The 18887-nt window shown below is 66.3% G+C and carries 12 protein-coding genes and 1 pseudogene; 3 read left to right on the forward strand and 10 right to left on the reverse strand.

Annotation, left to right across the window (positions count from 1 at the left end):
• The 8 genes from eccB to IEZ09_RS39650 form a co-directional block, all read right to left on the reverse strand.
• The gene (eccB, locus tag IEZ09_RS39615) at positions 1 to 1374 is read right to left on the reverse strand and encodes a type VII secretion protein EccB (protein WP_189258987.1); all 1374 of its coding nucleotides are present in this window, start codon (positions 1372 to 1374) and stop codon (positions 1 to 3) included.
• A gap of 6 nt (positions 1375 to 1380) precedes the next feature.
• Entirely contained in the window at positions 1381 to 2778 is a 1398-nt protein-coding gene (gene eccD / locus IEZ09_RS39620) for a type VII secretion integral membrane protein EccD (protein ID WP_189258988.1), read from the reverse strand.
• Positions 2775 to 6812 carry a type VII secretion protein EccCa gene (eccCa, locus tag IEZ09_RS39625; protein ID WP_189258989.1) on the reverse strand — a complete coding sequence of 1346 codons (4038 nt, stop codon included), beginning with the start codon at positions 6810 to 6812 and terminating at the stop codon, positions 2775 to 2777. The genes eccD and eccCa overlap by 4 nt, the downstream gene beginning before the upstream one ends.
• Complete coding sequence (locus IEZ09_RS39630; protein ID WP_189258990.1) at positions 6809 to 9727, reverse strand: WXG100 family type VII secretion target; 2919 nt, start codon at positions 9725 to 9727, stop codon at positions 6809 to 6811. Before IEZ09_RS39630 ends, eccCa begins: the two co-directional genes overlap by 4 nt.
• A gap of 85 nt (positions 9728 to 9812) precedes the next feature.
• Positions 9813 to 10391 carry a hypothetical protein gene (locus tag IEZ09_RS39635; RefSeq protein WP_189258991.1) on the reverse strand — a complete coding sequence of 193 codons (579 nt, stop codon included), beginning with the start codon at positions 10389 to 10391 and terminating at the stop codon, positions 9813 to 9815.
• 83 nt (positions 10392 to 10474) lie between these two features.
• Positions 10475 to 10750 (reverse strand): WXG100 family type VII secretion target, encoded by a 276-nt coding sequence (locus IEZ09_RS39640; RefSeq protein ID WP_189258992.1) that lies wholly within the window; start codon positions 10748 to 10750, stop codon positions 10475 to 10477.
• Positions 10751 to 10821: 71 nt separating this feature from the next.
• Positions 10822 to 11166, reverse strand: a complete 345-nt coding sequence (locus IEZ09_RS39645; protein WP_189258993.1) for a WXG100 family type VII secretion target — start codon at positions 11164 to 11166, stop codon at positions 10822 to 10824.
• A gap of 416 nt (positions 11167 to 11582) precedes the next feature.
• Positions 11583 to 13844 carry an ATP-binding protein gene (locus IEZ09_RS39650; RefSeq protein ID WP_229813356.1) on the reverse strand — a complete coding sequence of 754 codons (2262 nt, stop codon included), beginning with the start codon at positions 13842 to 13844 and terminating at the stop codon, positions 11583 to 11585.
• A 634-nt stretch (positions 13845 to 14478) separates the two neighbouring features.
• Here IEZ09_RS39650 and IEZ09_RS47040 point away from each other — a divergent pair.
• Positions 14479 to 14760: pseudogene (locus IEZ09_RS47040) on the forward strand (transposase); the annotation flags it as partial.
• 167 nt (positions 14761 to 14927) lie between these two features.
• Here the strand turns inward: IEZ09_RS47040 and IEZ09_RS48185 are convergent.
• Positions 14928 to 15188, reverse strand: coding sequence for a hypothetical protein (locus tag IEZ09_RS48185; RefSeq protein ID WP_189258996.1), 261 nt, complete (start codon positions 15186 to 15188; stop codon positions 14928 to 14930).
• Between the two features lie 32 nt (positions 15189 to 15220).
• Positions 15221 to 16453 (reverse strand): cytochrome P450, encoded by a 1233-nt coding sequence (locus IEZ09_RS39665; protein ID WP_189258997.1) that lies wholly within the window; start codon positions 16451 to 16453, stop codon positions 15221 to 15223.
• A 284-nt stretch (positions 16454 to 16737) separates the two neighbouring features.
• Here IEZ09_RS39665 and IEZ09_RS39670 point away from each other — a divergent pair, with 284 nt between their 5' ends.
• Together IEZ09_RS39670 and IEZ09_RS39675 are read left to right on the forward strand one after the other, a co-directional pair.
• Positions 16738 to 16968 (forward strand): hypothetical protein, encoded by a 231-nt coding sequence (locus IEZ09_RS39670; RefSeq protein WP_189258998.1) that lies wholly within the window; start codon positions 16738 to 16740, stop codon positions 16966 to 16968.
• A gap of 163 nt (positions 16969 to 17131) precedes the next feature.
• The gene (locus IEZ09_RS39675; protein ID WP_229813357.1) at positions 17132 to 17575 is read left to right on the forward strand and encodes a cold-shock protein; all 444 of its coding nucleotides are present in this window, start codon (positions 17132 to 17134) and stop codon (positions 17573 to 17575) included.
• Positions 17576 to 18887 lie beyond the last annotated feature (1312 nt).

Raw genomic sequence — 18887 nt, forward strand, 5'->3', positions numbered from 1 at the left:
TCAGCCACGTCCCTTCTCGGACATGCCGGCCGCTGCCCGGCTCAGCAACGGACCACTCGGAATCCGCGCCAGCACTCCAGCCGAGATCGGCACGGGTGCGACGCCGCCGAACCCGAGTGCCTTGACGGCTTCGTCGTCGGCCAGTCGATACTTGCGCCCCTGATCGGTGATGAGGTACCGGTCGGGCTTGGCCCCCGCGGTCGTCGGTGCGGGCACCGACGCCGCGAGCACTCCGGTGGAGGGCTTGAGATATGGGCCGATCTGATCGTTCATGCCGATCCATGCGTACGGGCGCTCAACCGTGACGACCTGACTCACGATGTTCACCCCCTGCGGTTCCTGCCGCAGGCAGAAGGCGCGCTCGCCAGCAGGCACGGGCTTCGCCGTCAGAAGGTCCGGGATGCGTTTGGTGAGCGAGTCGTCAGACGAGCGCGGGGAGGCGGCGATGACCGCCGCGCTGATCTCAACGACCGGACTGCCGCTCCGGGCCTGCAGCAACGCCGCCTCGGTGGCCGACAACGGCGCCAGGCCATCCGCGCGAAGCACCGAGAAGGTCTCCTTGCCGTTGCCCGCCACCTGCCGGAACACCGTCCCGACCGGACGGTCGGTGTCGCCGATCCGCACGTTCCTCCTGCCCTCGTCCGCGATGGTGGCGGCGCCCACCTCCGGACCGTCCGGCAGTGCGGCGAGCCACTCCAGCGGCGCGACCGGGGGCGCTCCGGTGCCGAGACCGAGCGCGACGGCCACGAACGCGGCGGTGAGCCTCAGTTTCTGACCGGCCAAGACGACGTACTGCTGTCCGTCGGGCGCGGCCACCCACAGATACTCCTGCTCGCCGATCGGCGTCGAGGGTGCGTCGGGGTTGAGGTTCATGCTCATCGGGCCAGCACCCGGCACGTCGGTACCGCCAGTACGCGGCAGGCAGAGCAACCAGCGCGCGCCGGTCAGCGATCCGCGCGCCGGCACCGGATCCGGTGCGTCGGCGATACCGATGGGCTGGCCGCGTTCCAGGTCGCGCAAGGAGGCCCGCGAGACGGACTCGACTTTCGCGTCCACACCCTGCACCAGCAGAGCCGAGGCGTGGTTGAGCACCGGGAAGAGCACTCCGTGCTGGTAGACGAAGCGCGCGCCGCTCTCCTTCTCCACTAGGATGACGTTCGGCTTCTTCCACACGGTGCTGCCACCAGGGGTGATCAGGCCGTAGACCCAGCACGCCACGCCGATCAGCAGTGCGAGCACCACGCCGAACACCAGTCCGAGCAGAGCACGCCGTGCGGGCGGCTCGCTGTAGTTGGTGTCACCGAGCATCAACGCCGCGCTCATCCGGCCGACGAGCGCCTGGTAGGCGTGGACGTGGTCTCTCTTCGTCTGCACCTGACCTCACCCCGCCAGTCCGCGTGCCCATGCGAAGACGCCCAGCGAATGCAGCACGAAGGGCACCACGGCGAGGCTGACCAGGTTCTCCGTCACATCACTGAGGTGCGGCCAGATCGGCAGCAGCCTGCGGTACGTGGGGCGCAACGCGGCCAGTACCAGCAACAACGCCGCACCGAGCAGGACCAGCACGCCCGTTGCCCGGTAGAGGTCGTCCAGCTCGCGGATCAGGGCGAGCGCGGCCAGCAGCGATCCCCACGTGCCGGCCAACGCGAGTGACGTGCGCTGGGCGATGTTGAGGAACTCCCGCGAGCGCAACAGGATCAGCGCAGCGAACAGGCCACCGAGCGTGAAGTCGAGCCAGCCCGGCTCGACCATGAGATACACGAACCCTGCGGACGCGACGAACGACGCGCCGATGGTGAGCATGCTCAAGTAGCGGTCGGCGTGTCCGGTCTGCTCGGCCAGTTGAGCCGCGGGCATCGGTTCGATGTCGATCGTCATCTCGTCGGCCGTGCGCGGAAGCTGAGGCCCGCGCAGGCGGGCGGCTCGCGTCGCGAGCTTGGGGGCGAACAACAACAGGACGTAGAACGCCGACATCAGCACCGCGGCGGTCTGCTGGCGGGCCAGGTCCACCCCGAGGTGCAACCACTCCGTCAGGAGGAGCGCGATCCCCATGACCGCCGTGACACCGAACGGCACGATGGGCAGTGCGCGTGCGAAGAGCCGTTGCACCCCGAGCAAAATCGCCGATGTCGCACCCAGCGCGATACCACCGACCAGCACCCCGGCCGGTTCGAGGTCGAGCGCGCCGGCCACACCCGAGTACCCGATGAGACCGCTCAGCCCTGCGTACCCGCACCCCGCCGTTCCGGCGATTCCCGAGAGAACCTTGTCCTGCAACGAGCGGGAGATCAGCACGGACACGACGCACAGGACCAGCGCCAGCACGCCCGCCGTGACGGTGGCGGCCACCTTGCTCGAGTTCTCGAAGAACGACACCGCGATCGCGGCGAGCACGAACCCGGCGAGGCCGAGGAACAAGATGCGGTTGACCGCGTCGTTCCACCTGTTGTTCTGCCGGTTGACCGCAGTGGCCATGCCATCGGCCACGTCATCGAAGGCGAGTTCCGGCAACGGGTCCTCGGCGCGACGGAGGTGCAGCTGCTCTCCGTCGAGCCAGTCGAGCGTCTCGGGTGTGCCGTCCGGGTCGAACGGTGGCTCGCCGAGTCGCTGAAGCACCCACGACCTGTACTCTTCGTCCTCCTGACGATCCTGGTCACGCACTACGTGCCGCACCAGGGTCGGCAGCAGGGCCGCGACCGTGGTGGAGTTCGGCACGGCGAGATCCGCGCGGCCACTGGGGCCGAGCACAGTGATGCGGCAGAGTTCCGGGGCCGTCACACTTCCTCGATCCTGGAGGACGCGCCGACCGTCATCGGAGCGTCGTTGTGCGGACTTTCCACCGGAACGAGTCCGGTTTGGACCAGCTTCACACCGCGGCGGGTCACGAGCTGGGCGCGGCCGGGCGGCAGCGTGCGCGGAGGGGCTTCACCGAGGAACTTGCCCTCCTCCTTGGGATACGAGAACAAGAGGGCCGGTGAACCGAGCTCCCAGAGCCGCCGCATCACCGGATCCATCATGCCGCGCATGGCGTTCGCACTGCTGCGGGCGACGATGAGGTGGAATCCGATGTGGACCCCCTGAGCCAGCAGGGGAAGCAACGCGTCCAACGGCGATCCGATCGCCATACCCGTGGACAGGAGCTCGTAGTCGTCGACGACGACGAAAAGCTGCGGGCCCTCCCACCAGTCGCGGCGGCGCAGCTGCTCGGACGAGATGTCCGGGCCGGGCACGCGCTTGTGCAAGGACACGGCCGCTTTGGTGGCGAGGTCGGTCAACGCCTCGGCGCTGACCACGTGACCGATCCTGTACTCCTCCGGGACCATGCCGTCGAGGTCGCGGCGCGAATCGGCGATGAGGATCTTCGCCTCCCCCGGCCGGAAGCCGGTCACGATCGAACGGATCACGAGCCGCAGCGCGTTGGTCTTGCCGGTCTCGGCATCGCCCATCACGAAGAGGTGCGGAATAGCGTTGAAGTCGTGCCACACCGGGTGGAGCCGCTGCTCGTCGAGCCCGAGGCAGATCCGTGAACCACCGTCCTGAGGCTTGGGCAGGTCGACGACAGGCAGCCTGATCGGCAGCAGCCGGACACCCGGTGCGCTGCGGCCGGGCCAGAACGCCCGCACCTCCTCGACGATCGACTTGGTCGCGCTCGCGAGGTCCTCCGTGGCGGAGGACCCGTCCAGGCGCGGAAGTGCGGCGAGGAAGTGGAATCCGGAGGTGGTGAGACCGCGGCCGGGCTGGTTCGGCACGGTCGCGGCCTTGCGGCTCCCGACCTCCGACTCCATCGCGTCACCGAGCCGCAACTCGAACCTGGTGCCGAGCACGTCACGAAGCCACGGCCGAATCTCCGACCACCGGGTGGACGACACGACGAGGTGAATGCCGAACGACAGGCCACGAGCGGCGATCTCGGTCAGCTTCGTTTCCAGGTCGCCGAAGTCCTGGCGCAGCGTGAACCAGCCATCGATGATCAGGAACACCTCGCCGTGGGGATCCTCGACGTGTCCCGCGCTGCGCGCGGCGCGGTAGCCGGCCATGGACTCGAAGCCACGCTCCGCGAACAGCGCCTCACGCATCTCCATGACCTGGACGACTTCTTCGAGCGTGCGCACCACCCGATCGCGCTCCATCCGGGTCGCGACCGAACCGACGTGCGGGAGACCGCTGATCGACATGATGCCGCCACCGCCGAAGTCGAGGCCGTAAAACTGGACCTCCTCCGGGGTGTGCGTCAGTGCGAGACCCAGCACGAGCGTGCGCAGCAGCGTCGACTTGCCGCTCATCGGAGCCCCTACGACACCGATGTGGCCGTCCGCACCAGCGAGGTCGGCGACCAGCAGTTCACGTTTCTGCTCGTACGGCAGGTCGACCACTCCGACCGGCACTCGCAGACGCCCACGCACCGCCAGATCGTCGACACACATGCCGAGCTGCTGATGCGGTACGACGCTCGGCAGCAGCGAGTCGAGGCTCGGGGACTCCGCCAGCGGGGGCAGCCACACCTGTCGCGCGGCGGGTCCGGCGCCGGCCAGCCGATTGATCAGGACCTCAGCGAGGCTTGGTGCGTCCTCCTCTGTCTCGCCTGTGTTCTCCTCCGGCACCTCCTCCGCCTCCGCGGCCTCGGCCGCGCGGATCTCGTACATCCGGGGGCTCGGCTGGGTGTAGAAGGGCACGACCTCACCGGCGGTGGTGTCCTCGTCGGCTCTCGCACCGGCTTCGGGAGCGGTGGTGAGACAGGGGCCGGAGACGTAGGCGCCCTTGAACCGGACCAGCGTGCTGGTGTCGAACTTCAGATAACCGTTGCCCGGTCCGGAAGGCAGCTCGTACGCGTCCGCCACGCCGATGACGCTGCGGGACTCCATCGAGGAGAACGTTCGCAACGCGATGCGGTAGGACAGATGTCCCTCGACGCGGTGAATACGCCCCTCGTCAAGTCGCTGTGACGCCAGCAGCAGGTGCACACCGAGGCTGCGACCGAGCCTGCCGATGCTGACGAACAGCTCCATGAACTCGGGCTTGGCGCTCAGCAGCTCGGAGAACTCGTCGACGATCACCAGCAACGTCGGCAGGGGTGCCAGCTGGCCACCGGTGTTGCGTGCCTTCTCGTAGTCGAACAGCGAGGAGTAGCCGGCTTCGCGCAGGATCTCCTGACGCCGCGTCATCTCACCGGTGATCGAGTCCTGCATCCGGTCGACCAGCGGCAGCTCGTCGGCCAAGTTCGTGATCACCGCCGACGTGTGCGGCAACTTGTCCATTCCGATGAAGGTCGCGCCGCCCTTGAAGTCGACGAGAACGAAGTTGAGGATCTCCGACGAGTGGGTGGCCGCGAGGCTGCACACCAGTGTGCGAAGCAGCTCGCTCTTGCCGGAGCCCGTCGCGCCGATCAGCATGCCGTGCGGGCCCATACCGCCCTGGGCGGACTCCTTCAGGTCGATCTCGACGACCTCACCGTCCTCGGTGACACCGATCGGCACCTGGAGGCGGGACCGCTGTGCTGTCTTCTGCCGCCACTGGGCGTTGACGTCAAAGGTGTGGACGTCGCGGATGCCGAGCAACGTGGTCAGTTCGAAGTCGCTCTCGAACGGGCGGTCGGCGACGTCGACGGTGCCGCTCGTGCGTTTCGGCGCGATCAGCCGGGCGAGTGTGTCCGCCTGGGCAACGCTGAACGTGTCCTGCGTGGCGGTGCCGGTCTCGTCGCCGACCGGGTAGCTCACTTCGCCGTCTCGGCAGGTGAGCCGGAGCACCTTCACGCCACCGGCCAGCACGCCGGTGGCGTCGAGCAGCACCGTGTTGCGCAGACCGGATCCGTACAGCGGGGAGTACTCGGGAATCGTCGCGAGGTGGGCGACGACCACGATGAAGGGCTCGGCGACACCGGGCAGCACCGCTTTGTCGTGGTCGCCCCGATCGAGCACCTCCCGACCGAGCAGGTCGATCAGCTCGTCGTGGTCGCAGGTCAGCATGCGCAGCGGGCCCGCACCGTCCCGCAGCTCGGGATGTGCGGTGTGCGGCAACCACTTCACCCAGTCCCAGTCAGCCTGATTCTGCGGCGCCGTGAGCACGGCGATCCGCAGCTCGTCCGGCGCGTGGAACGTGACGAGCTGGCCGATCAGCGCGCGCAGGAGCCCGGCCGCGGCCTCCTGGTCGCCCGCGAACTCGACACTGGTGAAGCTGCGCAGGCCCACGGAGATCGGGATGCCGCTCACTGTCCGGTAGGTCTCGCTGAACCGGCGCAGCGAGATGGCCGACAGCGGTTCCAGATCCTCGATCGGCTTGGTCGAGGGCGGGAGGAAGTCCATCACCGCCTGCTGGGTGCCCAGCCCGATCCGGACACGGGCGAAGTCGTCGTGGCTGCCGCGTCGCTCCCACAGCCGTGGACCGGACGCGATCGACCACAGCCACGACGGGTCAGGGTTGTTCCACACCACGGCCGCGCGTTGCGCGTTGTTCGTCTCCCTCGCCCGGCGCCGCAACTGCCCGATGTAGCGAAGGTAGTCGCGGCGCTCCGCGTTGAGCTTGCGCTTGCGCTCGCCCGCGTTGCGGAACAGCTGGTTGATGGCCATCGCCATCATGCCGATCGCCATGGTGCCGGCCATGATGAACACGAACGGCGACGCGCCGGCCGAGCCCATCGACGAGAAGATGAGGATCATGGCGACCGGCCCGATCGCCATCGGCAGGAACATCAGCACGGAGCTGAAGTCGTGGACCGCCGGTTCCGGCATGACCGGCGGTTCCTGCAGTTCTTCCTCACCCTCCGGCAGCGCGGGCCCCTCGATGCGAGGCCCGCGCTTGACGGTGATGGTGCTCATTCGATCACTCCTGGTGACGCCTTCGGCATCGAGTCGCCACCCCAGGCCTTCTCGTCCTGCTTGAGCAGATCAGCCGACGTGCGCTCGTCCTGCTCCTCCTCGGACTCGTCGGTCTCCTCAGCCGGCTCGGTCTCCTCCGGTGCGTCCAGACCCGAGCTGGACAGCTCCGTCACTGGTGGCTGGAACCGCGGTACGAAGTCCGAGATGTCCACGGCCGCGACCGCCGACGCGCCGTCGGGCCGGACGACACCAGTCCTGCCAGCGGTGTGGCCCCAGCCGGTCGTCTCGCGAAGCGTGTAGTCCGGAGTCTCCGGCTCCTCGTCCCGGTCATCCTCCGACCGGGACGATGTGAGCAGCCAGGGAAGCCCTGCCGAGGCACCGGCGTCCCACGCGCTGAAGTCCTCGTTGCCGTCGTCAGGCGTCACCACGGCGACGCGGTCGTCCTCGGCCACCAGGGGAACCACGTCCGCCACGGCGCCGGGAAGGTTGCCACCGCTCGTGGCCGGCGCCTGCGCGCCGAGACCGGACGGCGCACCAGCCGCTCCCTCGCGCCGCTTCTCGCCCGGCCCGCTCGGAGCCGGGTGGACCACCGGGATGGAGGGCACCGGCTGCGCGCCGGTGGCCTGGACCCGTTCTTCGCGAGTGGCAGGCGGAGCTTCGACGCCGCCTGGATCACCGAGCCCGGCGACCTCCACGCCTTCCCACGCCTCGGCTCCACCGGCCACCAGGCCAGAAGCGTCCGAGCGCTCAGGTGCGTTGGCGCCGTTACCCGCGGCCGGGGCAAACGGCACACCCGGCATCATCGGCACGCCGGACGTCGCCACCTGATCGCCGCTCGAAGGCTCCCAGTCCTGAGCCGCCAGCCCGGGAACGGTGCCACCGCTGGGGTCGCCAAGCCCCGGAGCGTCCACACCCTCCCACGGCTCGGTCTCACCACCGATCAACCCGGACGCATCCGACCGCTCCGACCCACCAGCACCATTACCCGCGGCCGGAGAAAACGGCGGCGCCCCAGGAGGAACCATCGGCATACCACCCATACCAGGCACACCGACCCCACCCGGACCAGAAGCCGCCCACGTCTCGGCGGACTGTTGAGGAACGGTGCCGCCGCTGGGCTCGCCAAGCCCCGGAGCGTCCACACCCTCCCACGGCTCGGTCTCACCACCGATCAACCCGGACGCATCCGACCGCTCCGACCCACCAGCACCATTACCCGCGGCCGGAGAAAACGGCGGCGCCCCAGGAGGAACCATCGGCATACCACCCATACCAGGCACACCGACCCCACCCGGACCAGAAGCCGCCCACTCGTTCGGCTTCTGCGAGGGCGCCGTCCCCTCGCCGGGCTTCTGCGATGGATCGCCCAGTCCTGGAATGTCCGCGCCTTCCCATGCCCCAGTACCGCCGCTCACCAGACCCGAAGCGTCCGATCGCTCAGCGGCGTTCGCGCCGTTGCCCGCGCCAGGTGCGAACGGCATGCCCGGCGGCATGCCGCCGGGCATGCCGATCCCGTTCCGGTCGCTGTTGCCGGCATTGCCCGCGCCCTGCCCGGCCGCCCAGTTGTTCGGATCGGGGACGCTGACACCCGTAAACTGTCCGGGTTTGAACGGCGTCGACAGGTCCGGCGCCCCTGGAGTGAACTCGCCAGGAGTGAACTCGCCAGGCGAACTCGACCCACCGGCCCCGTTGGAATTGCTCCTGCCCGTCGTGGGCGGCGGCGTGATCGGCCCGAAGGAAGCGGGAGGCGGCACGAAAGCAGTCCCACCGCCGTCGGGCAACCTGGAGCCGCCTGGATCAGTGCCCCCAGTGAAGTCATTGGGGTTGAACGCTGACTGACCGGAGCCGCCGCCAGGATCGAAAGAGGTGCCCGGCGGGGGCTGGATCGAAGCATTTCCCGGCGTGAACGCGCCAGGGTCGAACGCACCGGGGCCGCTTCCGCCACCGTCGAACTGACGAGGACCAGGATTCCCGGCGTCGAACTTGCCGGGATCGAACTTGCCCGGATCGAAGCTTGGGGGGATGTAGTTGCTTCCCTGGCCGCCAGGAGGCGGCACAGAGCCACCGGGAGGCGGCGGAGGGATCTCGATCGGCGGAGGCGGAGTGTAGGGAGGAGGAGGCGGCACAGAGCTACCGGGGCCGGGCGGCGGAATGTAGTTGCTCGGGTCGACATTCGGGCCCCCTTGGGAAGTGAACGGGTCCGGGGTCGGCACCGGCGTCAGGTCGGTGCTGTACTGCTGCGACTTGTACTCGGTAGCCAGCGTCTTCAGCACCGTCCGCATGTCGCGGTCAAGCAGCTTGACGATCTCCGGGTACTTGCTTACGTGAATGGTGTTGCCTTGGGTTTCGTTCTCGATGACGATGTCTTCGCCTTTGATGGCTGCGATGCGAAGCGCTTCGTTCGCGTAAAAGGCGTCGATGTCATGAACAGCTTTGATCGCCCAGGCGAGGTAGTTGCCCGCAGTCCACAACTGCTCAGGCACGGGATTCTGGGCGGCAATGCCGCCACCGATCTGCTCGGCGTGGTTGTGGAAGGCCTTGGCGAACTGCTTCATCCACTCGCGGTACGCTGTGGCAGCCTCACCCTGCCAAGGTCCGTGCTCTCCGGCCAGGGCCTCGATCTGGTTGGTGATGCTCTGGTTCACCTTCTCCAGGATTTCCTGAGCCTGACGGAAGGACAACGCGGCGTTCCACAGCGTCGATGGATCCGATGGCTTCTGCTTGCCGTCAAAAACGTGCTGACGCTCCAGACCACCAGCCGCGCCCACGCCGGTGATGGCGGTCATGATGTATTTCCAGTTCCAGTTGTCGTAGTCATCCCTACTCGTCCCTGATCCGTCACCTTTGGCGACGTGAACCCCGTCGTCCCGAGCGACGATGTCCCCTTTGTCCGACGAGGACGCTGGCGTGGTCATGGTGAGACGCCTTCACGTGACGCGCGGGACCACTGCCCGCGAAAACCGGTGATGAGCAGCGACGACAGAGGTTGTCGTGCTGAGGTCAGATGGTTGCCCGGCCGACGGCCTTGCCGAGGTACACTTTGCCGTTCTCGAGATACTCACCGAGCTTCTGCCCCGTCACGGCGTTCAACTCCTCTGCGGTGGTATACGCCGCAGCGAGACTCTCCGTCTCCGTCGTCACCGCCGTGATCGCTTTGATGGCATCGTCGAGGAACTTGGAAGTGGTCTGTTTGATCGTCTGCGTCTTGTCGCCACCTTCGACTTTCGAAACCCTCAGGTCCCAAGCATCGAAGAAGACACCAGGATGGATCTCGACCGAATCAACCTGCTCTTTCGCATGCTTCAGCGCCGGAAGCCACCAACGGAGATTCTCCGCAAAAACCTTCAACGCCTCCGTGCTGACCCGCACCCTGCCACCGGACTGTTGACCGTTGGCCGGCACATCAGGCGGCGGAAAGCCCCTGGTCAACACACCAGGAGCAGGGAACTCCACCTTGTCGAGCCCCTCAGGCGAACCACCACCCCATTCTTCGGGATTACTCTTGGCATAATCGTATTTTTCCATCCGGTTCGGATCCGGGATTGGGTCTCCACTTTCTTCTTTCGCCCTATTCCCCATTGTCGCGTCCTTTCATCTCCAGAAATGGGATCGAGGAACGGTGTCGCCGAGATCGACCGCGCCCCCCCGGCGACACCGGCTCGTCACTTCACGCCGTACCCACCCCAGGCGTTGATGCCGGTGTGCTCGACCTGCAGGTAGCCGTTCGTGATCTGCTGCAGAGCAACCTCGGTCCTGTGGAGTTTCTCCGGCATGCGCTGCGCGGCGGCATCCCACTCCTTCTTGGCCTGCATGTACTGGTCTTTGGCGGCACCCTGCCAGTCCTGCAGGGTGGCCATGACCTTCTGGTGCATCGCTTCCAGCTCGCTGTGCAGCTTCTTGGTGACCAACGCCATCTGGTCGCGAACCGAATCGGCCATCCTGGGGTCGAACGTATAAGTAGGCACGCGTTTTCCTCTCAACAGCTCATTCAGGGCGGAAATGGTTTGACTCAGAGACCGCTCAGACCCGGGCCGGTCGCGATGCTGGCAGCAATCTGGTTGTTGGACTCTTCCCCGGAGACGATGACCTTCTGGTTGCCCTGCATGATGACGATCATCTCGGTGAGCTTGTCCATGATGACCTTGCACTCGCTCATCCAGTCCTGCACCGCGGCGTCGAAGGCCATGGACGCTTGACCGGTCCACGTGGCCTTCAGCGCCGCGAGACCGTCGCCGACAGACTGAAGGGCACCCTTGGCCGTGCTCGCCGTCTCGGTGAGGAAACCTGCAGCCTTGTGCATTCCTTCAGCAGTGGTTGACACTGCCCCAGGGTTAACGGTGGTGGGCTCTGCCATTGAAGACTCCCTTGTGAACGGCTACTGGTTGCCGGGCGAACGGAACTCGCGAAAGCAAGATCCCGTCAGAGCACCAGACTGCTACGAACGGCCCGGTACGAGCAGCAAGAAGAGCCGACTTCTTCCCTTTCGAACCCCACCGGCGGCACGTCCGCCCCGCCGATGGAAACGACAGGCCGCCTCGGAACCAGTTGAGACAAAAGGTTTGGCACAAAAAGTCGACCTGGAGCCTCATCCACCCCGAACCGGGCCAGCCGGAACGACGAACAGGGCAGAAAGTGCGCTCTCCGCACTGTTCGAACAGAACACCAGCCGACGCGGGCGTCAGGACTGGGCCGCACTGGGCCATCCAGTGGTGACCACGCTAACAATCGTTCACCGATCAGGCCGACGACGTTGTTCGGCCGAACAACTTTTCATGACCTTTCAGGCAACACGCCGCCCAGCGGGACTCGCTTCCCGGGGAGCCTGGCCAGCTCGGCTTTCGCCTGGGCGTACAGCTCTGTCATCGGAAACTCCTCGCACGCGGCGAGAGCCTCTTCCAGAACGACAGCTGCCCCTGCCGTGTCACCTGCGTCGAGCCGGCACCGGCCTTCCCAAATCGCCGCCCCGGACTCCATCAGCCTGGCCCCGTTCTCGGCGTGGATCTTCCTGGCTTGAGCGAACATGGTCACCGCCGCACCGCACTTCCCCAGTTCGTGCAGGCACAACCCGACCCCTATGTTCACCATCGCCACCAATGACTGGCGCCGCAGGGACAGCCCAGCCGTGCCGTGTGCTTCCACATCCGCCAGCACGGCCTGCAGCACGGCGAACGCCTCCTCCGTGTCACCGAGCCGGAGTAGCATCCTCCCGTACCGGTACCGCACAACGCCATGGACATCCCAGAAGTCGAACGGGGCAGACAACTCCACGGACCGCCGGAGAATCTCGCGCGCGCGGTCGGCGTCACCATCCCGGACGTGGATGGCACCGATGTAGGCCAGAGCCCAGACCTGCTCCAGCGCGTCCCCGACCTCGACGGCAACCCGCAAGGCCTGCTCGTGGAACCCGAGCGCGGCCGACTCAAACCGCAGCGCCCACCCGACGAAGTTGAGCTGCTGCGCCTCGGACGACTTGTCGCCCAGAGCGCGTGCGGCGTCCACACCGATGCGAAAGACTTCCTCCCACGGCACGACGAACCAGTGGTCGTCGGAATACCAGTGCATGGACTTGGCCAGGCCCAGCGCCTCCCGGTGCCAGCCGCGGCGCGCCGCGGCGCGCACCGCCGCGAACCAGTTGGAAGCCTCGTGGTTCAGCCAGACGAGCGCCTCCTCAACCGAGGCGAAGATGTCACTGCGCGGACCACTGGCGAAGAACTGCGTGCCCGCCGCGGAGGCGACGCGCAGCAGGTGACGGAGTACGACCTGGGTGACTCGGTCACGCTCGGCTGCGGCGTCCTCGGCCTCCCACCGCTCGCGCGCGAAGATTCGGATCAGGTCGTGGAAGCGAAACCTGCCCTGAACCGGCGAGACCAGCACCATGCTGGCGTCCAGGAGCTCGTCGAGGCAGGTCAAAGCGTCTCGTTCGGTCATCTCCGCCGCTACCCGGACCAGTTCAACGCCGAAGTCCGAGCCGGGCACTGCCGCGAGTCGACGGAACACCGTGCGCCCACGCGGCGACAGACGGCGATACGACACCTCCAACGCCGAACGCACCTGCAGATCCCCCGCCGACAACGACGTGAGCCGAGTCCGCTCATCGCGCAGCTGACCGATCAGGTAACACAGCGACCAGGACGGCCTGCTCGCCAGCCGGTTGCCGGCGATCCGCAACGCGAGCGGCAGGTTTCCGCACAACGCCGCCAGTTCCGCCGCCTCACCAGGCGCCTCGCGCACCCTGTCCCCCACGATGGAGCGCAGCAACGCGACGGCGTCGGGGTCCTCCAGCGGCCCCAGCTGCAGCCAGCGCACACCTTCCAGTCCCATCAACATACGGCGACAGGTGATCAGAGTGCGGCAGCCCGGCGCGGAGACGAGGAACGGGCGGATCTGCGCCTCATCGGCGGCGTTGTCCAGCAACACCAGCACTCGGCGGCTGCTCAGCACCGCCCGGTACGCCCCGGCCTGCTCGACCTCGTTCGCCGGAATGTCGCTCTGCGGGACGCCCAGCGCACGCAGCAGCCGCTCGAACACCACATGCACCGCAAGCGGCTGCTCGTCGACGCCACGCAAGTCGATGGCGAAGCAGCCGTCCGGGAACTCGTCGCGCATCTGCTGGGCGGTGAACGTGGCCATCACCGTCTTGCCGACCCCGGGCTGCCCGACGATCGCGACGCTGGGGGTGGCGTGGACGAGTTCGCGCAGCCGCAGCAGCTCGCACTCCCTTCCGACGAGATCAGGCGGAAGCAGGGGCAACGCCGCAGCACTGGGAACGGGGTCCTTCACCCCACGCCGACGGCCTTCACGCGCGACCTCGAGAAACTCGGCACGAGCGTCTGCGGCGAGGCCGAGCGCTTCGGCGAGCACCTCCGCCGAGCGGCGCTGGGCCGCGCGAGCCCGGCCCCGTTCGAGCTCGCGCAGAGCACGGACGCTGATCCCGGACAGGCGGGCGAGCGACTGCTGACTGAGACCAGCGGCACGCCGGTGCTGAAGCAACAGTTCGCCGAAGAGGGACGGCTTGTCGTTCCCGTCATCCACAACGTCGACACGGCCGGCGGGTCGGCACGGAGCAGCCGCACCAGGCCGATCAGGTGAAGTCATCGTGCACCGCCCTCTGAGCAGCTGGCGTGAAGGCGATGCGGTCCCGACAGCGCCAGGACGAACGCCGCCATCGTCTCGTCCACAACGATCACAGCTGAACATTCAACCGGCAGTTTTACCGAAGGGAAACCTGCCGGGCTCAACGTCATGAGGCGGCCAGCTCACGTCGGCGTCCGGCGCTAGCCCGCCTGACCAGGCGACATCGTGGTCCGGCACCGCTTCACACCGGGACCGCCCCACTCCACCGGCACAGAAAAGGACGACCATCAGGCCAGATGCGCGTGTTCGTTCGAACATCTCCTTTAACAGTTGACAACTCACTCATTCGGCGATGTGATCATGAACTGGCGGTAGCTGAGGTGACCAGCAAACGACTGCGTTCGTGCAACGGGCGTGCCGCACCGCGACTCGAAGCGCCGGATCGAGGAACACCTGAAGCTTTCCCGCCCGAGGGTCACGATGGTTCCGCGACCGCCTTCATGGAGAACTTCGCGACCGTGATGGCGCCGAGCCTGGAGGAGGGAACGATCGTGCTGAGGTTGCCGAGTCCCGGCGCCGAGCCGGGACGTTCCTGTTGGCACTGTTCGCGGACCTGCCGCGGAAGAACTGTTGGACCATCGCCGAGCAGGCCGGTGACCGTGATCCGCACGAAACGCAGCACCTGCTCGCCGTGACCGTGTGAGACACCGACGGCGTCCGTGACGACCTGCGCGATGACGTCACCAGCCGCCTCGGCGTCGCCGAGGCGGCTGGTGCTCAACGAGGCCGGTGATCTGAAGAAGGACATCGCCACGGTCGGGGTGCAACGCCAGTGCACGGAACCGCCGGCCGAATCGAGAACGCGCAGCTCGCACCCGCGGCGAGTGCGCCGGACCCGCACGCCACCGCCGTCAGCGCGCTGTGCTTCGCCGCCGCGACCCCGAGGTACCCGCCAGGTCGTCGTCATCCCGTTCGGCCATCCCGATCTCCTGGATACAACCGTCCACAAGGGACAACAGGTGGCGTTGAGGACCACCACCCCTAGAAGTAGGCGCGGAGAAACTGCACGCAGTCGTCCGTATGGACTAAAACGAGTCTTGCGCGCTGAACCGCGTGACTCACGGTTTGCTCGCCGTCATCGCCGCCGGAGAACACCGACAGCAGCCCACGCCCGACGATCTCGTCGCCCTGAGCTGCAACGAGATCCGCCGCCTGCCCCGCTGACCTGGTCACATTGGCGACGACGCCACCAACACCGCGCCCGCACCAGCTGCTACCAGCGACGAGAAGCAGCCCAAGCACGGGCATGACGATCTACGGCTGGAGTACAGGCGTCAGAACGGAATGACCGGCAGCGACTCCAACCTGCGCTGAAACTTTCCCGGCTGCCACTGGGCCTGGTCAGGCGGATCGACAAGCGTGGTCCTGGGGAAACGCTCGAAGAACAGCCGCAGCGCGGCGGCGGTTTCCGCCTTGCCCAGCTGCACACCCAGGCACCGGTGCCTGCCGTGCCCGAAACCGAGATGCCCCGTCGTCACCCGAGTGATGTCGAAGGTGTCCGGATCATCGAACTGGCTCGGATCGCGGTTCGCCGCACCGAGGCAGAGCAGAACCAGCTCACCCGCCGGAACCGTCACGCCGTCAAGATGCAACGGCTGCGTGGTGATGTGGGGTGCGACGAACCGGAAGTTCGACTCATAACGCACGATCTCATCCACACCGCTGGTGAACAGGTCCGGGTGCGCCAGCGCTTTGGCGAGCTGGTCGTGATGCGTGAGGAAGCTGAAAGCGCCGTTGCCGATCGCAATGGCCACTTCCATACCACCGACGAGGAACACGATGTAGGTCGAGGTTAGTTCTTCTCTGGTCATCTTCCCTTCATCGTGAAGCCTCAGCAGGCTCGTGAACACATCGTCACCCGGCTCTCCGCGTTTGATTTCGATGAGCTCGTTCGCCCACTCGACGAGCAGCCTCGCGGATCGTTCTACCCTGCTGATCACCGGGGTCATCATCGACTCGCCCGCAACGGTCGCCAACATGTTCCGCTCGTTGTCCGGGATACCGGCAATCGCGCAGAGCGTTTTCCCGGCAATCGGGTTGGCGTAGTCCGCCATGAAATCGATCGGCTGACCTGCCGAAAATTTGTCCAGCAGCCCCTGGGCGGCATCGCGAGCTTTATCTACCAGCCCTTCAACTCTTTCGGCGGTGAAGAAGTTTCTCGAGGCCGCGCGCACCAGGTTGTGAAGTTCCCCGTCCTGGTAGAACGGGCTTCGACTTGCCGCACGCGGGATGCGAGGACGTAAGGCATCGTTTCTCACCACACAGCTCGAGGTGATGATCTCACCGTGCTTGACAAGATCGATTTCAACACTCGGATCCGCCAGCACCCTCCTCACGTCCTCATATCGGGTGATGACCCAGTAGCGGTAGCCGGTGCTGTCGACCGGGATCGCTGGAGAGGCTTCACGGAGTCTTGCGAAAGCTTCGTGCGGACAGGACGTAAATTCCGCGATCGGAAGCTTTCCCAGTTTTTCCGGGATCCGTTCCTGCTTCTCCGCGGTAGTCATCGAATCATCCCCATCCATGATCGTTCGGCATTATCGGAAGTCTTTCGAGCCTGTGCGGAATCACCTCATATCGTGTAGCCGTGCACGGTGAGCCTTGATCGAACGTTCCACCGAGTGGAACACCTTCTCCGCTCAGACGTAGTTGACCTTCGCCGGCTCCGAGACGGCGCACCGGTAACAAGGGGTAGATCTGTCTGCCCTCATGGCCCTGCTTCCTGGCTCCTCATGGCGATTGGCCCGAACCGAGTCCAGGGTTGAGGCCGGACCCAGGAGGAGGCTCGATCATGTCCGCGTCGTTCGAAGAAGTACTCTGTGGGCTGAGAGATCTGATGCTTTCCCACGGCGATGAGGAAGGTGCGGAACAGTGCACGTCGCTGATAACGGCAACGGTGGCCGCTGATGAGCTGGTCGCGGCAATCCGGCGTGGAGACGGTGAGGCCATGAGCTTCCACCACGAGTTGCTCGTCCGAAGCACGGCTGAAGCCAGCCCGTTGCGCTTCATGATCAAGGATTGAGTCATCGGTCCTGACCACGTCAACCGGTTCGGACTGCTCGCGGTTTGCGTGGGGTGGAGGATGTGGACGGACGATGTCGCGGGCTGGAGCACCCCGCGACATCGCCTCTGGTTGTTCTAGTGGGTATCTCTTTCAGCAGAGTGGATTTGGCGGTCAGGTGAGCATGTCGGATGTGTTGACGGGCCGCGTCGTGCGGTTTGACGCGGGCAGAGGGTTCGGGTTCATCGCGCCCGACAAGGGCGGCGAGGAAGACGTTTTCGTTCATGTGAACGGTCTTGTCGAAGGCAAACAGGACCTCCGGGTCGGTACGAGGGTCTCCTTCCAGGTGGTCGGCGGAAAGCGTGGTCTCAAGGCCTACGACGTGCGAGTCGTGGATCCAGGCGACTCCACCCCCGAAAGCGAGCAGGGCGCGGCGCGCGCCGAACAAGCGCCGAGTTGGATCGCCGACTTCAGTGAGAGTTGCGAGGTTCTCACCCGTGCCGAACTGACAACGGAAGTGACGGAAGCACTCCTGAAGGAGGTCCAGTCGCTGACGGCCGCGCAGGTTCTGCAGGTGCGCGAGGTTGTCCTGCGACTCGCTGACGGGCATGACTGGTTGATCGACTGAGGAACCTGCGGTCAGGACGGGCCTGTGAAAAGGTCGCTGGCCTGACCGTGCACTCCGAACTCGACGCTGGTGCGCTCCCCGGCAGACCGGAAGCGGCCTGCTGAGGCCGCAAGTGCCTCAGCAGGCCGCTTCCGGTCTCATCAGGACATGCGTCGGCCGATGACTCGACGGACCGTCGTCTTGGTGACCAGAGCAGTCGAGTCCGTGGAGCCGCCGTCAGTCCGGACGGAGGCACGGGCCCCTGCGGAAAGGCGCCTCTCCCGCCGACGGACAACGCGGATCTCCTGCTGCGACGCCTCCTCCCGCGGTTTCGAGGAAACGGTGGCGGGTTCGGGTGATTCCCGTTGCGTGATCGGCGGCCGGGGCACCGGGCGGGCGCCTGCGGGCGGGCGTGGCACAGGGCGTGGCAGAGCGGGAGGCGCCGGGACCGGACGTGTTGCCTCCGATGCGGTGCGTGGCGCGAGCAAGTCCGTTGCGGACTGCATGTCGGCCGTGGCCGTACCCGGCGTCTCCGGCGGCTGTGCTTCCGTGACAGACTTGTCCGCACGGCTCGACGCGGGTTGCGCCGTTGCGGGCTTCCTGAGCCGTTTCGGAAGGGGCATGGGCACGGATTGGACGTCACCGGCAGACCGCACCACCACCTTCGACATTCGATAACGCGACTGCGGATGGTGCACTGCCTGCCGGTTGACTTTCCTACCGCCGCCCATGGGTCGTTGCCGGAGCAGACGTGCGATGCCTGGATCGACGTGGTCCGAGAAGTCGTGGTCAGGGCAAGGCCCCCTCCACGCGCACCCACGTACCCGGCACGGTGGCAGTCGAGCCGGCTGTTCCGGCTCGCTGTTGGCCGACGGCCTATCAGGGTCGAACGCAGAGGTGTTCACGTGAACCTGCCGAGACAGTGCGAGTGGGACATGAAGCGGCCGCAGGAATCTGAACCGGCCAGACGACCTGCTTTGTGAAATGGAACCCACCTACCGAGACCGCAGAGAGCCAGATGGTGACGACGGCTCCAAAAGTGTGTCAGATGACGATCTCACACCATCAGCCGCCGAAGGCGTCCTCAGATCCGCGAGCTTGCCCGTGCGCCCAAGGACGACTGCCCAGGCGAACAACCGGTGCCCTCCCGGCGGCAGACAGCCTGATGTGGCAGTCCCCACCCGCAAGTTCGGAGACCCGCGTTTGGTGCGTGCCTGATCAGACTCCGAAGGCGTCGGCACCGACATCTCCGCGTCAACATTGTGGCGGTCCGCCTAGGGCCTGTCCTCAAAGCCAGAGCGTGAGGGCGGCCAGGTCGATCATGTCTTGGTAG

This window comes from Lentzea flava, from assembly GCF_014648475.1.
Lineage (GTDB): Bacteria > Actinomycetota > Actinomycetes > Mycobacteriales > Pseudonocardiaceae > Lentzea > Lentzea flava.

Excerpts from the sequence above, each read along its gene's own strand:
- eccCa (WP_189258989.1), bottom strand. The coding sequence starts at position 6,812 with ATGAGCACCATCACCGTCAAGCGCGGGCCTCGCATCGAGGGGCCCGCG.
- IEZ09_RS39630 (WP_189258990.1), bottom strand. The coding sequence starts at position 9,727 with ATGACCACGCCAGCGTCCTCGTCGGACAAAGGGGACATCGTCGCTCGG.
- IEZ09_RS39635 (WP_189258991.1), bottom strand. The coding sequence starts at position 10,391 with ATGGGGAATAGGGCGAAAGAAGAAAGTGGAGACCCAATCCCGGATCCG.
- IEZ09_RS39640 (WP_189258992.1), bottom strand. The coding sequence starts at position 10,750 with ATGGCCGATTCGGTTCGCGACCAGATGGCGTTGGTCACCAAGAAGCTG.
- IEZ09_RS39645 (WP_189258993.1), bottom strand. The coding sequence starts at position 11,166 with ATGGCAGAGCCCACCACCGTTAACCCTGGGGCAGTGTCAACCACTGCT.
- IEZ09_RS39665 (WP_189258997.1), bottom strand. The coding sequence starts at position 16,453 with ATGACTACCGCGGAGAAGCAGGAACGGATCCCGGAAAAACTGGGAAAG.
- IEZ09_RS39670 (WP_189258998.1), top strand. The coding sequence starts at position 16,738 with ATGTCCGCGTCGTTCGAAGAAGTACTCTGTGGGCTGAGAGATCTGATG.
- IEZ09_RS39675 (WP_229813357.1), top strand. The coding sequence starts at position 17,132 with ATGTCGGATGTGTTGACGGGCCGCGTCGTGCGGTTTGACGCGGGCAGA.